The sequence below is a fragment of the Thalassolituus sp. UBA3500 genome (genome assembly GCF_002377545.1).
GTDB lineage: Bacteria > Pseudomonadota > Gammaproteobacteria > Pseudomonadales > Oceanobacteraceae > Thalassolituus.
Genome location: NZ_DFQB01000015.1, coordinates 1 through 13,410, shown reverse-complemented (window position 1 = coordinate 13,410; position 13,410 = coordinate 1). Strand labels below are relative to the sequence as shown.

Here is a 13,410-nt window from a genome sequence, read left to right as displayed (position 1 = left end):
AGACTTATAACGGGGTGTCGAGAATTTTCGTCACCTTGTTGAGTATCTCCTGGTATTCGTCGTCGGCATTGCTGTCGATGACGAGACCTCCGCCTCCCCAGCATGTTGCGCCTTCTTCTTTTGCTTCAATTGTCCGTATGAGGATATTGAAGTCGCAAGATCCACTGTCATCGATGTAGCCAGCGGAGCCGCAGTAAGCACCTCGCTCTCTTGGTTCCAGTTCGCTGATGATTTCCATCGCACGTTTTTTCGGGGCGCCGGTAATTGAGCCTCCCGGAAAAACCGCTTCAATTGCTTTTGTTGCGGGTGTGTCGGCTTTCAGTGTTGCGGTGATGGTGGATACGAGGTGATGTACGTTGGAATGCGACTCAAGGGTGAAGAGTTCGGGCACCCTGACGCTGCCCGGGGTGGCGTGAATGCTCAGGTCATTCCGTAGCAGGTCGACAATCATCAGGTTTTCGGCCTGATTTTTAGGGCTGGTTCTTAGTTCTGAGGCGAGCCTGGCGTCCTCAGTTGAATTTATGTGTCTGGGAGCGGTCCCTTTGATTGGGCGCGTCTCAAGCTGGAAGGTCGGTGACGCGCTAGTCTTGCTTGTCTTTGGGGAGATCTTGAGAAGTCTTTCTGGTGAAACGCTGATGATAGTTCGCTCGCTGTCTTTGATGATGCATCCATGCGGTGCGTCAAAAGTCTCCAGTAGCTCTGACGGGTTACAATCTCTCAGGTCATCCTTGCAGAAGAAGGGGGTGGCCAGGTTGATCTGGTAGCAGTCGCCGCTCAAAAGATACTCGCGTACTTTGGCGAAGCTGTCGGTATATTGCTCTGGAGTCTGCTCTGGCATCCATGTTCTTGGTGAAGGTGTGGTCTGCGTTGCTGTCATGCAGTGCTTCAGGGTTTCAAGGTAGCTCGCTACTGTTGAGTCAGTAATGGGTTCAGGAGACTGGATGATGCAATAGTCGCTGTCAGGGTCTATGAGTAGCGAAGAGTTGTAGCGCCTGAAGCTGGTCTGGCTATCGCTGCCGGGGTAATCCAGAAGACCGATCCAACCTGATACAAAGCAGCCCTTACTGTCTGTCTCTCTATCGTGGTGCCTGGTCTTGAGTGGCGGTAGTTGATTGGTCGATTCGGACTCATTGATCGCAATGACGTATTTTGCCTTGAAGTGATCATCTTCTGTCAGGTTCGAGTAATGGCGTTGCCTGTGTGGAATGGTGAGCAGGCTGAAGTTGTCCAGATATGACAGGGTTTTCAGTATTTTGGCGCCGGGTAGCTCAAGTTTGCAGGTGAACATTACAGGCCACTTGGTTGGGTTGGTGAGTATATAACCTACTGAAAAATAGCGATTTTCTGCGGCTTCTTTACTCCTAGTATACATCCAGAGCCGCTTCGTAACCATTATCCGTAACTTTGTGTGAAAAAAGGGTAGACAACTGCAAATCAACATAATAGATTGAATGCAAGTCTCGTGTAGCGGGGCTTAATTCGAAAGCTTGCTGGTAGTTCATTAGACAGTAAGCAAATTGAAAATCGACCATTCAAGCGGGTGACACCACAAGGTGAAACAAGTAGGATGGTCAACGGGTAAGCTGAAAGACCCGCTGTACTACATAAAAATAATCAGGAGTGTGCACAAATGAAATTCCTCAAGAAAGCTTCTCTGGCTGCATCTATCGCCGCTGTATCTTTCGCTGCTAACGCTGAGCTGGTAGCAATGGACGAAATGGCAATGGCTGCTGCTACTGGTCAGGCTGGTATCGATCTGGATATTACTCTGTCTGATGTCGATGCCATTTCTATCGGTGAAGTTCTGTATACCGATACTGTCGACGGCGTAACTGCTGGTGGCGGTTCTTTGGCAATTAGCAATATCATCGTTGGTTCTGCAGATGGTTCTGATATTACTATCTTCAACGCAATCGACATTGATGAAACTGGTTCTATCATCATGGATAGCTCTGCGACTGATCTGTCAGGCCTGCGTGTACGTATCGGTAACGTTGAAACTCGCACTGATGCTGGCCTTTCTGCTGCTAACCTGGCGCGTAACGTTGACGTTACTATGGATGTTCAGGGTGGCGTTACTACAATTGCACAGTCTGGTACGGATACTACCATTACTTCAGTTGGTGGTTCTGTTGAAGTTACCTCAGGTAGCATGACGCTGTTGAACGACGCGATTGGCATTACTGATCTGCGTGTATACGGTACTGGCGGTGTTGGTACTGGTATTAGCACTGACTCTACTCTGACCTTCAATGGCGACGGTATCTCTATCACAGGTCTTGACCTGGCTGGTACTATCGAGATTGGTGACTTGGCTCTGGGTGGATCTTCTATCGGTTCAGTTGCTATCTCTGATATCGCTCTGAACGGTGCGGCTGTAACCATCTCTGGTCGCTAAGTTCGCTTAGCGTCTAGAAAGAAAGCCCGCTCCGGCGGGCTTTTTTTATGTCTGTATTTAATGAAAAAGAGCGAAAAAACCTGATTTATCAGTGAATTATACTTGGTTGGGCTAAATTGTTTCTGTAACATAGGATAACGATACAAATTATAATAAAAATATAAAGGGGGAGGCCGAGGCCTTAGAATCGTGCTGATTATTCTCTTAGGATCTGTTATCGGGTTCGCCATGGCACATGAGCTTGCTATTGTGAATGAGCGAGAGCAGGGGGACACCGTTGTTCGTGTGGCCGTCGGTGAAGACTATCAGGAAGATATGGTAGTTAATGTCGAACCTCTCGCTGCGAAAAAATTCAAAAATGTCGTGCGTCAGGTGTATGACTATTCCTGTGGCTCTGCTGCCCTGACGACACTTCTCGACTTTTACTTGGGTAGGAACTTCCAGGAACGTCAGGTGATGGAAGGTTTGCTGCGATTCGGTGAGACTGAACGAATCGTAGAGCGTCGGGGTTTCTCAATGTTAGACATGAAGCGCTTAGTTACGGCGCTCGGTCATCCATCAGGGGGGTTCAAGGCGGAAGCATCCGACCTTGAAACTTTAGATCACCCAGCTATCGCACCGATTCAGTATGCGGGATTTAAACATTTTGTTGTTATCCGCACGGTGTACGATGGCCGGGTTTACGTTGCCGACCCTGCATTGGGCAACATCTCTTTTACTCTTCATCGTTTTCTCGAAGTCTGGGATAACAACGTTCTCTTTATAGTGTTCCCGAATGGCCATAAGCCCGCGAGCGGCTTAGAGCTGCATGAAGAGGATATGCGCTTTGTTTCAGATCATATTATTGCTGAGAATGCCTTTAAAGAGTTTCCAATGTTGCATGTCAAATCTGAGCACCAGCTGCAGAATGCGATTTATGCTTCATTTAATAACGCCGAATACGAATATCGCTTAAAAGTAGATGAGAATGGCGATGCTGTTGTGGGGGATGACGGCTCATTCGTATTTGAAACTGAAATCAAAACTGCTGAAGACGGCGGCGATCCGGATAACTTCAATATCCTGGTCACCGATGGCCTTGTCGAAGATGGCCAAGGTATTAATAAGTCTCTCCGTTACAGAAGAAAATAATAAAAGGTAAGCAGAATCATGAAACGCTCCGGAATTTTATCGCTGACTTTGTTGCTGGCTGCTGTGAATGGCGCTTACGCAGATACCGCTGAAGAAATGGACAAGGCTCGCGAGGCTCTTTCAAAACAGGACAGTGATGCTGATACTGAGAAAGCACTTGAGGAAGTGTTTGAGGCGGCGGAAAAGAACTATTCCTTGCTGAAAAAAGGCGGGATGTCTCTCAACTATAACTTCGACTACAGCTATTATGGTGACCAGCGCATAGACCTCAATGTTGAGGACTCTCGCGTTCGTAGTGTTGATGTAAGTCCAGTTGCAAGCCATTCATTTACGAATAGCTTTGCGTTTGATTACGGCCTGTTTAACAACCTGACACTCGGTGTTCGCCTGCCGTTGGTTTCCAAGTTTGAAACGCAGGACGAGCTTTCCGGTTACGGCGTGGGTGATATCAGCGGTACTGTTCGCTGGCAGCCAGCTGAGTATATTCCGGGTAAAGCATCCAGAACGTATTTCGGTTCTCTTCGTGTACCGACCGGTCAGTCGCCTTACGAAATTGATGAAAATGAAGCGCTTTCCACAGGGTCGGGTACATTTGGCTTGAGTGGCGGTTTGAGTACTTCTAAAGTTCTTGATCCGGTTGTCTTGTTCGGCTCACTCTCAGCGGGTTATGACCTTCCCGCTACTGATCTGAACCAGGTGCGTGGTGATCAGCTGCTGCAAGAAGTGAATAATAAGGGCAATATCTCAGCCTCTATGGGTTTTGCTTACTCGCTTTCATACGATGTTTCTCTGAGTGCATCTTTCCAGGGGTCTTACTCTATGGGAAGCGAATTTGTTCTGTATCGCCCTTCAACTGGTCAGGAGACTCGTTCTGAAACGACCGGCCAAATGACCGGCATTATGAACTTCGCCTTAGGTGTGCGCGTATCCCCAAAAACGATCGCAAACGTAAACGTCGGCTTTGGTATGACGGAGCTTTCTCCTGATATCCTGCTGGGACTGTCATTGCCTATTGATATTGAGGGTGCAAAACCTTCAGAGGGCAACTAATCAGTCATGACTGATAAAACGATAATAAATAACAGTTTGTGGCGGTTTAATATGCGGAAGTTAGCGCTGTTAGCGATGCTGGTTCCAGGAGTGGCAAATGCTGAACTCCAGCAGAACCTGTTTATCGACAACAAAGCCATGTCCTTGGGGAACGCTGTAACGGCGGACCCTACCGGGATTATGGATATTCACTTTAACCCTGCTGGTCTGACTAAGCTTGACGGGCGTCAGTTTCAGTTGCAGTTCCATAACATTATTCTGAACTCTGAAGCTGAATTCAGTTTGCCTGATGATTTTGACCCTGGGGAGGCGGGTTTGCTCGACCCTTCCAAAGATCCTGTGTTGAACGAAGGCAAAAGTAGAGCGCACGTCGCTGCGTATTTTCCTGGAATAGGCCGTCAGGGTATTCCATTGCCTATCATTGCTCTGCCAACGGCGGGGTTCTCTATTAAGCCGCCGGGCTCAAAATTTACCTTTGCAAATGCTGTCTATGCGCCAATGGCTGCAGGCTTCTCGAAGGGAGATGATGATCCGGGGCGTTATCAGGCGAAAGAAGTTGCAATTCAGCGGCTTACTTATTTGTCGCCATCATTTGGTTATCAGGTAAATGATGAATTCTCTGTTGGCGCAGGTCTCCTGTTTTCACACCAGGCTGTGTCTTTAGAGCAGGAACTTCGTGCACCAAACGTGTTGGTCGGTGTGCTCGAGGAGCTGCAAAATGCTTTTGGCTGTCTCGAACCCGATGAAAATGGCAACCCCAAACGGAATGATCCGCTGGCGCCTTTTATTACGCTGTGTGGTGGTGACGTTGGTCCCTACGATGATATTGGCACGCTTGATATCACTATGACTGAGTCGCTGTCTCCATCGTTTAACCTTGGTATGCTTTGGGAACCTAATGGTTGGTTTAAGTTTGGTATGTCATATCAAAGTGAGGCGAATACCAAGCTGACCGGTGATTACGAGCTTGAGTATACGGACGACTTTGCGGACTTTTTCCGTACCTTTAACTCATCGATTATTGGTGCTGTGACTGGCGCGATTTTCTCTTTCCCGCAAGGGCAGACTTATGAGGCTGGTCATGTGACGTCAGAGCTGACCTATCCTCAGCATTTTCAGGCGGGTGTGAAGTTCAAGTATTTTGATATATTTCACTTCAATCTGGATGCTGGCTGGACCGACTTCGATGAATGGGACAGCTTAGACATCCAGTTTGACCGTCAGGTGAGCTTCCTTTCTACGGCTAAAATCCTGTCGCCGGATTTGGTAACTGATACCACTCTGGAAATGCCTCTGAACTTCCGTAGTGTCTGGACATACAATATTGGTATGGCGATGGATCTTAACTCACGTATACAGCTGCGTGCTGGTTTTGAACCCCGTCGTAGCTCAATTCCTAAGGATTCGCGTAGCCTGCAGGCGCCGATTGGCTTTATGCGTATGTACGCTGTCGGCCTTGGCTACCAGTGGGACCTGGATACTACCATCGACCTGTCGATGAGTTTTATGAAATCAGTTGAGCATATCAAGGCGGATCCGCAGGACGCGAGTTCTAATAATGAGTATCCGAATTCAAGTAACTCTCTTAACCGTAACTGTCTTACATGCGTTGTTACCAACCCTTACCCAGGGCTCGATGTCGACACCAAGTTGACCATTGGGCACGCGGGTATCAGCTTCAGGACCAAGTTCTGAGGTTAATATTTCTCTTCCTGCTGTCGTCAGTCGCCATGGCTGACGGCAGTTATTACACTTGGGTTGATGCGCAGGGGCGAATTCATAATGTCCCGCTGAAGCCCGGTGAGGAAGAGCCAGTGGAGCAACCTCCTGGTGACGATAATGACTACCAGACAGAGGAGGAGGTTCAGGAAAAGCTTCGCCAGTACGATGAGGATAATCCTGCCTTTTACGTGATCGTAGAGCCAGATGGGCGTGTTCGTACGGAAACATACGACGCTGAAGCTGAACAAGAAGCCGCTGCTGAGACCATTGTGGGCGATGACGAGGTCATTATTGGGTGGGATCCTATTCTTGCGCCACCTTTTCGGGTTGATAAGCAAATGACGCAGGGAGCGTGCTGCGAAGCGTTTACTGACCAGTTTGTTGAAGCCCCTAAGCAATTTAAGTCGGTGCAGCTGTTTGACCCTGTCAGATATCGCTCGTTCCCAACTTCGCAGGGAAATCACACAGCCTGGTACTTTCACATTGGAAAGCCTCCCAAGGCAACTTCGGGTCGTCGATTTCTTGTGCTCAGGCTGCGTGGCGCTCCGGTCGAGGCTAGCCTGATCTCGCTAAACTCAGACCTCAAGCCTCTGTACTACTCGCGACGTTTGCCGCTCGATAGTATTCCCGAAAGCTGGCATAGCGTTGGATATCAGGAGGCCAGGGTGCTTGTCGAAGACAAGGGTGTTGAGAGTTTCATTCTTTATCTTGATATGAAACCCGCGGAAGATATGTCGCTGGAGATTCGTTGGGCTGATGGCTACGCACCGTTTCAGTAAAACCCTCAATCACGGTGATATTGCATCTACGCTCGTCAACTTCGAAGAAAGCATGAGTACAGCTGTGGGTGATTCACGTCGTCTGGTCTTGCTGCATGGTGCTGGCCTGGCCGGAGATCTGACGTGGCGTCTGGTTGTTAATTACCTGACAGAATGGGATGAAGTGCTGATTCCCGATCTTCCGGGAATGGGGGATTCTGTTTGGGTTAATGCAGAGTCTGCGGGCTTTGATGAATACCTGGCTGCTATCGCTGAATTCCTTAGGTATCAGGGTTGGGGTCAGTTTGACCTTGTCGGGTATTCCTTTGGAGGGCTGCTGGCAATGCATCTTGCGGAGCTGAGTGATGCGCCGTTTAAGGTGCAGCGATTAGGTTTGATTGAGCCTGCGGCCTTGTTGGCGAGTAATCCAGAGCTTTTGATACATCGAGCTGAAGAATATGGCGACCAGGCTGAATTGCTGATGTCAGGTAAGGCGGATGCTGTGCTTGGTTTTCTGGATGCTGTATCCCCGTTTCGTGATAAAGCTGGCGATGACCTGGTTGTGCGACGTTTGTCAGAAAACCTGGCTGGGCTCGGCTATGGTGTCAGGGCGGTTAGTCAGGCGTTGACTCGGTATTCAGATCATTATGCTAACTGGATTTCACCAGTCCCAGGTATGAGCCTCATCGGAGGCCTGTCTCCTGAATCAATGCGTATGCGTCATAAAAGACTGGCGGCTGAATCTCCGACGTGGGTGTTGCACGAAGTTCCGCGTGCAGATCATGGCGTTGTTTATTCGAGGCCGAAGCAGGTGGCTTCGGCGATTAATGCACTACGTGCTTGAATATCAGTCGAGAGAGCGCTTCAGCCCTGTGGAATCAAGGATTCTAGTAGAAATTTCCTCGATCGATTTGTCGGTTGTGCTGATGTAAGGGATGTTCTCCCGCTCGTACAGAAACTCCACTTCGTCTACTTCGTGGTAGCATTGCTTAAGTGACGCGTATCTGCTGTTAGCTTTTCGTTCTGTGCGGATCGCTGAGAGGCGCTCCGGGTCAATCGTTAACCCGAATATCTTATGTTTGTGTTTCTGCAGGCTGTCAGGCAAGCGCAGATCAAGCATATCTTCTTCTGTCAGCGGGTAGTTCGCCGCCTTAATGCCGAATTGCATAGCAAGATAGAGGCAGGTCGGAGTTTTGCCGGACCGGGAAACGCCAACGAGTATGACGTCAGCATCTTCGTAGTGGCGGGTGCGTGCGCCATCATCATTGTCGAGGGCAAAATTGACTGCGTCTATGCGGTTCAGGTAGCGCGTACTATCCGCAGGGGAGTGTGACTTGCCGACCGAGTACGAGCTTTCAGTCGCTAATTCCTGCTCCAGTGGATGCAGAAATGCTTCAAAAATGTCGACTTTAAATGCATCCGCGGTGTCGATGATAGAACGGATGTTCTTGTCGACAATCGTATCGAAGAGAATGGCGGGTGCGCCGGAGTCCTTTGCGGCCTGATTGATTTTGGCCACTGCGTTGTTAGCCTTCTCAGTCGAATCAATGTATGGCAGTGTTACACGGGTAAACTGAAGCTTGTCGAATTGGGCTAGCAAGGCATTGCCTAATGTTTCGGCCGTGATTCCTGTACCGTCGGAAATAAAATAGGCAAAGCGCTTCATATGGTAATTTTTCCTGCGTCCACTTAGTATTACGTGCCTGACGGAGTTCCGCAGACGCAGGCAACTATAGGTGATTCATGCGAATCACCCAAGCGTAAAATTGAATCATCAGCACGAAGGAGAGTTTCCTTGACCGATTATGTTCTCAGGTTTAATCAGGTAACCATCAATGACGTTGAGCGCGTTGGCGGTAAGAATGCATCACTTGGCGAAATGATCGGAAACCTCTCGGCCGCTGGCGTTTCAGTGCCAGACGGTTTCGCAACAACGGCAGATGCCTATCGGGAGTTTCTCGCCTATGAGGGCCTGGGCGGACGAATTAATGATGCGCTTCAGGGGCTGGATGTTGATGATATTCAGGCATTGACATCGACGGGTAAGCAAATCAGGGAGTGGATTCACGAGGCACCTTTGCCGCCAAAGCTTGAAGAGAGAGTGCGTGAAGAGTTCTCATGGCTGGAAGATGGCAATGACAACATGGCCGTTGCTGTGCGCTCATCAGCCACTGCAGAAGACCTGCCTGATGCTTCTTTCGCTGGTCAGCAAGAAACCCATCTGAATATTGTCGGTATCGACAATGTGCTTTTCGCGATCCGTGATGTCTTCGCTTCTCTGTTTAACGACCGTGCGATCGCTTACCGTGAGCATCAAGGCTTTGATCATCACAAGGTCGCCCTGTCTGCGGGTATTCAACGTATGGTTCGTAGTGAGACTGCATCCAGCGGTGTCATGTTTACCCTGGATACAGAATCTGGATTCGACGATGTCGTATTTATAACCTCCTCATATGGCCTGGGCGAAACCGTTGTGCAGGGTGCGGTAAACCCTGACGAGTTCTACGTTCACAAGCGTAACCTGACTGAGGGTCGACCATCGATTCTGCGTCGCAATCTTGGTGCTAAAGCCATCAAGATGATTTACAACAAGGAGGCTTCGGTTGGTAAATCGGTTGAGACTCAACGCGTTGATCGTGACCTGCGCAGAATATTTTCTATTACTGATGACGAAGTGCAGTCGCTCGCTCGTCAGGCAATGATCATTGAGAAACACTACGGCCGCCCAATGGATATTGAGTGGGCGAAAGATGGTGATGATGGCAAGCTTTATATCGTCCAGGCCCGTCCGGAAACCGTAAAAAGTCGCGCCAGTAAAAACGTTATGGAGCGCTACCTGCTGAAAGAAACCGGCAATATCCTTGCTGAAGGCCGGAGCATTGGCCACCGGATTGGTAAGGGTAAAGTACGCGTTATTGAACATATCGAAGATATGGACAAGGTGCAGGAAGGCGAAGTACTCGTAGCTGATATGACGGACCCTGACTGGGAACCGGTGATGAAGCGCTCAGCCGCAATTGTTACCAATCGAGGTGGTCGCACCTGTCACGCAGCAATCATTGCCCGTGAGCTAGGCATTCCCGCTGTTGTTGGTTGCGATGATGCAACAGACAGACTCTTCGACGGCCAGGAAGTCACCGTTTCTTGTGCAGAAGGTGATACCGGCTTCGTTTACGAAGGTGCGCTTGATTTTGATGTTCGCACCAACAGCGTGGATTCGATGCCGGATCTTGATCTTAAGATTATGATGAATGTCGGCAATCCGGATCGTGCCTTTGATTTTCAGTCATTGCCGAACGCCGGTGTTGGCCTTGCACGCTTGGAATTTATTATTAACCGCATGATCGGTGTTCACCCGAAAGCGCTTCTGAATTTTGATCAGCTGCCTGAGGATGTGAAACCTACCGTCGAGCGTCGTATCTCTGGGTACAGCGAGCCTGTTGATTTCTACGTAGATAAGCTGGTTGAAGGTATATCAACTCTGGCTGCTGCGTTCTGGCCGAAGCGCGTTATCGTTCGTCTTTCTGACTTTAAATCAAACGAATACGCCAACCTGATTGGTGGGCGCTTATTTGAGCCGGAAGAAGAAAATCCAATGCTGGGTTTCCGTGGCGCGTCGCGCTATATCTCCAAGAATTTCCGTGATTGTTTCGAACTCGAATGTCGGGCGATGAAGAAAGTCCGCAATGAAATGGGCTTCACCAATGTTGAAATTATGGTGCCATTTGTTCGCACCGTCGGTGAAGCAGAGCAGGTGGTTGAGCTGCTTGCGGAAAACGGCCTTAAGCGTGGTGAGAATGACCTGCGCCTGATCATGATGTGTGAGCTCCCTGCAAACGCGATTCTTGCAGAGCAGTTCCTTGAGCATTTTGACGGTTTCTCTGTTGGCTCGAATGACCTCACGCAACTGACGCTGGGTCTGGATCGGGATTCCGGCATTATTGCTCACCTCTTTGATGAGCGTAATGCGGCAATTCTGGCTCTGCTTGAGAACGCCATTGATGCGTGTAAGAAAGCAGGCAAGTACATCGGCATCTGCGGTCAGGGGCCGTCGGATCATCCGGACTTCGCACGCTGGTTAATGGATAAAGGTATCGACAGTATTTCTCTGAACCCAGATTCCGTGTTGGATACCTGGTTCTTTCTTGCCAATAAGCAGGACTGAACAACCCAAGTAAAGGACGAACGAATTATGAAGAGCAGCAGTTCGCTGTTCCCCGTGACCTTATCGCGGGCAGATATCCTTGGTGATCTCTCTGAGGATATCTATCTGGTGAAACACAATCGCGATCCTGACCCGAGTGTACAGATAGCGCTGTCGCGGATTGGTCTGGCTGGTAACGAGCAAGGTGAGGACAGAGGGTTTCCGGTTGTTCTCGTTCACGGTAGTTTCACCAATAAAGGCTTCTGGTTGTCGGCGAAAGGGCGCGGCATGGCCAGTTTTCTGGTCGAAAAGGGCTTTGATGTCTGGTTATACGAGCACCGTGGGCATGGCCAGTCTCCCCGTAATGATGACTATCAAAAAAATACTGTTGAGCGGTACGCGCGTTTCGATGTCCCGGCGGTTCATGAGTTTATTCACGAGCAGAGTGGACGTTATCCGGCCTGGCTCGGGCATTCACTTGGTGGGACTATCATCGCGACTGCGGTTTCCGGTGGCTTTCTGACTTCGTTGCCAGCATTTGCCATGTTTGGTACGCAAGTGGTGCGCCCGAATATGGCGTTGCAGGTTCCGCTCGCGGGTCCAATTGCTCGTGCGCTTGTTTCTTTCAGGAAAGAGCTGGACGGTCGCCAGATGAAAATTGGGCCTGAAAACGAACCTGCAGGTGTCATTAATGAGTACCTTGCGCGCCATAGCCTGCTGGGGCGTTGGAAGTTGCCATCGACTGGCGAGCCTCTGTTGCCGAAGTGGAAAGAAGCGACAATTCCGCTTCTGGGGGTTTCTGCAGCGGGTGATACCACGGATCCAGCGAAGTATTGTCAGCGTTTTTATCGAATGTACGGCGGCCCTAAAGAGGAACTTATCCTTGGCGTTGGAAGCGGCTTTAGCAAGGATTTTGCTCACATTGATATGATCATTGGCGAAGATGCCGAACGCGAAGTCTGGCCGAAGGTCAGTAATTGGCTTGGCGCTTATGCAAGCTGAGGAGCCTTACAGTAAAGTTGCGGTTATTGTCGGTGTTACCGGACTGATTGGTTCCCATCTGTTGGAGTGCCTGCTGCAGGAGAACCGCTATCGTAAAATCGTTGCCATTGCGCGTAGTTCTGCGCCGGATTCTGTTAAGAAATACATCGATAGCGGTCAGCTGATCTGGCAGTCGTTCTCTGAGCCTATGCCTGATCATGTTGATCATTTCTTCTGTGCACTTGGTACGACGCAAAAAGTGGCTGGCAAGGCAGGCCTTGCGGCGGTCGATCGGGATCTGGTTGTTGAGACCGCATCTGCCGCGATCGCAAAAGGTGCCAGTCTCTGTTCAATTGTCAGTGCGACTGGAGCGGATGCCAGTTCGATATTTTTTTATAACAGGATCAAGGGTGAAATGGAGGCGGGGCTCAGCGAGTTAGGCGCCCGCTGTGTGCAATTCTGGCAACCGTCCGTATTGCTGGGCGAGCGCAGTGAGGAGCGGTTTGCAGAAAAGATCGCGGGTTGTATCCTGCGGTCGCCTTTACCTAGAAATATCCAGTGTCGGGATGGAGCTGCTGTTGCTTCTGCGATCGCAGTAGCCGCTGGTCGGGATCTGACCGGAATACACCGATTTAAAGTACGTGAAATAGACATGTTTAACTCAGGAGAGATTCTATGACTCAATATGTTACCCCAGATCTGTGCGATGAATATCCGGACCTGATTACTGTTGTTGAACCAATGTTCAATAACTACGGTGCCCGTGAATCATTCGGTGGAGAAATCGTTACTGTTAAATGCCACGAAGACAACTCTAAAGTAAAAGAGCTGGTTGATACCGATGGCAAAGGCAAAGTGATGGTGGTTGATGGTGGCGGTTCTATGCGTCACGCGCTGCTGGGCGATATGCTGGCAGAGAAAGCGGCTAAAAATGGCTGGGAAGGTATCATCATCTACGGCTGCATTCGTGATGTTGACGTTATCATGGAGACTGAGCTGGGTGTTCAGGCACTGGCAACCAACCCTCTCAAGACCGATAAACGCGGTCTCGGTGATGTGAACGTTAAGGTTAAATTTGGCGGCGTTGATTTCGTCCCGGGTCAGTTTGTTTACGCAGATAACAACGGCATCATCGTTTCTCCGCAGAAGCTGGAGATGCCAGAGGCCTGATTAACAGTGCACTCTGTAAAGAGCCCGGCATGGCCGTAATGCTGTTCACTTAAGCG

12 protein-coding genes are annotated in these 13,410 nt (G+C 49.7%); 10 read left to right on the top strand and 2 right to left on the bottom strand.

Features of this window, described 5'->3' with window-relative positions:
* Nucleotides 1-4: 4 nt before the first annotated feature.
* Nucleotides 5-1,288: an anthranilate synthase component I family protein gene (locus B2R29_RS04060; protein WP_301179893.1), complete on the bottom strand. Its 1,284-nt coding sequence runs from the start codon at nucleotides 1,286-1,288 to the stop codon at nucleotides 5-7.
* A 342-nt stretch (nucleotides 1,289-1,630) separates the two neighbouring features.
* Between B2R29_RS04060 and B2R29_RS04055 the strand changes: the two genes are divergently transcribed.
* From B2R29_RS04055 to B2R29_RS04030, 6 genes are all read left to right on the top strand, one after another.
* On the top strand, nucleotides 1,631-2,398 hold the full coding sequence (locus B2R29_RS04055; RefSeq protein WP_301179892.1) for a DUF6160 family protein: 768 nt from the start codon (nucleotides 1,631-1,633) through the stop codon (nucleotides 2,396-2,398).
* A 228-nt stretch (nucleotides 2,399-2,626) separates the two neighbouring features.
* Nucleotides 2,627-3,529 (top strand): C39 family peptidase, encoded by a 903-nt coding sequence (locus B2R29_RS04050; RefSeq protein ID WP_068439665.1) that lies wholly within the window; start codon nucleotides 2,627-2,629, stop codon nucleotides 3,527-3,529.
* 18 nt (nucleotides 3,530-3,547) lie between these two features.
* On the top strand, nucleotides 3,548-4,579 hold the full coding sequence (locus B2R29_RS04045) for a flagellar protein FilC (RefSeq protein WP_068439641.1): 1,032 nt from the start codon (nucleotides 3,548-3,550) through the stop codon (nucleotides 4,577-4,579).
* A 51-nt stretch (nucleotides 4,580-4,630) separates the two neighbouring features.
* Nucleotides 4,631-6,274, top strand: coding sequence for an OmpP1/FadL family transporter (locus tag B2R29_RS04040; RefSeq protein WP_301179891.1), 1,644 nt, complete (start codon nucleotides 4,631-4,633; stop codon nucleotides 6,272-6,274).
* Nucleotides 6,184-7,080, top strand: coding sequence for a DUF4124 domain-containing protein (locus tag B2R29_RS04035; RefSeq protein ID WP_349677985.1), 897 nt, complete (start codon nucleotides 6,184-6,186; stop codon nucleotides 7,078-7,080). The genes B2R29_RS04040 and B2R29_RS04035 overlap by 91 nt, the downstream gene beginning before the upstream one ends.
* On the top strand, nucleotides 7,058-7,903 hold the full coding sequence (locus B2R29_RS04030) for an alpha/beta fold hydrolase (protein WP_068439637.1): 846 nt from the start codon (nucleotides 7,058-7,060) through the stop codon (nucleotides 7,901-7,903). The genes B2R29_RS04035 and B2R29_RS04030 overlap by 23 nt, the downstream gene beginning before the upstream one ends.
* A 3-nt stretch (nucleotides 7,904-7,906) precedes the next feature.
* Here the strand turns inward: B2R29_RS04030 and ppsR are convergent, their stop codons facing one another.
* A complete protein-coding gene (gene ppsR, locus B2R29_RS04025) occupies nucleotides 7,907-8,725 on the bottom strand; it encodes a posphoenolpyruvate synthetase regulatory kinase/phosphorylase PpsR (protein ID WP_068439635.1) in 819 nt (272 codons plus the stop codon).
* Between the two features lie 129 nt (nucleotides 8,726-8,854).
* On the opposite strand from ppsR, the gene ppsA reads away from it, so the two are divergent.
* The 4 genes from ppsA to rraA are packed head-to-tail and all read left to right on the top strand — an operon-like array spanning nucleotide 8,855 to nucleotide 13,354.
* The gene (gene ppsA / locus B2R29_RS04020; protein ID WP_297533964.1) at nucleotides 8,855-11,224 is read left to right on the top strand and encodes a phosphoenolpyruvate synthase; all 2,370 of its coding nucleotides are present in this window, start codon (nucleotides 8,855-8,857) and stop codon (nucleotides 11,222-11,224) included.
* Between the two features lie 27 nt (nucleotides 11,225-11,251).
* A complete protein-coding gene (locus B2R29_RS04015) occupies nucleotides 11,252-12,205 on the top strand; it encodes an alpha/beta fold hydrolase (RefSeq protein WP_068439631.1) in 954 nt (317 codons plus the stop codon).
* On the top strand, nucleotides 12,195-12,863 hold the full coding sequence (locus B2R29_RS04010; RefSeq protein WP_301179889.1) for an NAD-dependent epimerase/dehydratase family protein: 669 nt from the start codon (nucleotides 12,195-12,197) through the stop codon (nucleotides 12,861-12,863). Before B2R29_RS04015 ends, B2R29_RS04010 begins: the two co-directional genes overlap by 11 nt.
* Entirely contained in the window at nucleotides 12,860-13,354 is a 495-nt protein-coding gene (rraA, locus tag B2R29_RS04005) for a ribonuclease E activity regulator RraA (protein WP_076514837.1), read from the top strand. Before B2R29_RS04010 ends, rraA begins: the two co-directional genes overlap by 4 nt.
* Nucleotides 13,355-13,410 lie beyond the last annotated feature (56 nt).

What these genes read in the sequence shown, in the direction of transcription:
- B2R29_RS04050 (WP_068439665.1), top strand. Translation starts at nt 2,627, where the DNA reads ATGGCACATGAGCTTGCTATTGTGAATGAGCGAGAGCAGGGGGACACC.
- B2R29_RS04030 (WP_068439637.1), top strand. Translation starts at nt 7,058, where the DNA reads ATGGCTACGCACCGTTTCAGTAAAACCCTCAATCACGGTGATATTGCA.
- B2R29_RS04055 (WP_301179892.1), top strand. Translation starts at nt 1,631, where the DNA reads ATGAAATTCCTCAAGAAAGCTTCTCTGGCTGCATCTATCGCCGCTGTA.
- B2R29_RS04015 (WP_068439631.1), top strand. Translation starts at nt 11,252, where the DNA reads ATGAAGAGCAGCAGTTCGCTGTTCCCCGTGACCTTATCGCGGGCAGAT.
- B2R29_RS04035 (WP_349677985.1), top strand. Translation starts at nt 6,184, where the DNA reads ATGCGTTGTTACCAACCCTTACCCAGGGCTCGATGTCGACACCAAGTT.
- B2R29_RS04045 (WP_068439641.1), top strand. Translation starts at nt 3,548, where the DNA reads ATGAAACGCTCCGGAATTTTATCGCTGACTTTGTTGCTGGCTGCTGTG.
- B2R29_RS04060 (WP_301179893.1), bottom strand. Translation starts at nt 1,288, where the DNA reads ATGTTCACCTGCAAACTTGAGCTACCCGGCGCCAAAATACTGAAAACC.
- B2R29_RS04040 (WP_301179891.1), top strand. Translation starts at nt 4,631, where the DNA reads ATGCGGAAGTTAGCGCTGTTAGCGATGCTGGTTCCAGGAGTGGCAAAT.
- B2R29_RS04010 (WP_301179889.1), top strand. Translation starts at nt 12,195, where the DNA reads ATGCAAGCTGAGGAGCCTTACAGTAAAGTTGCGGTTATTGTCGGTGTT.
- rraA (WP_076514837.1), top strand. Translation starts at nt 12,860, where the DNA reads ATGACTCAATATGTTACCCCAGATCTGTGCGATGAATATCCGGACCTG.
- ppsR (WP_068439635.1), bottom strand. Translation starts at nt 8,725, where the DNA reads ATGAAGCGCTTTGCCTATTTTATTTCCGACGGTACAGGAATCACGGCC.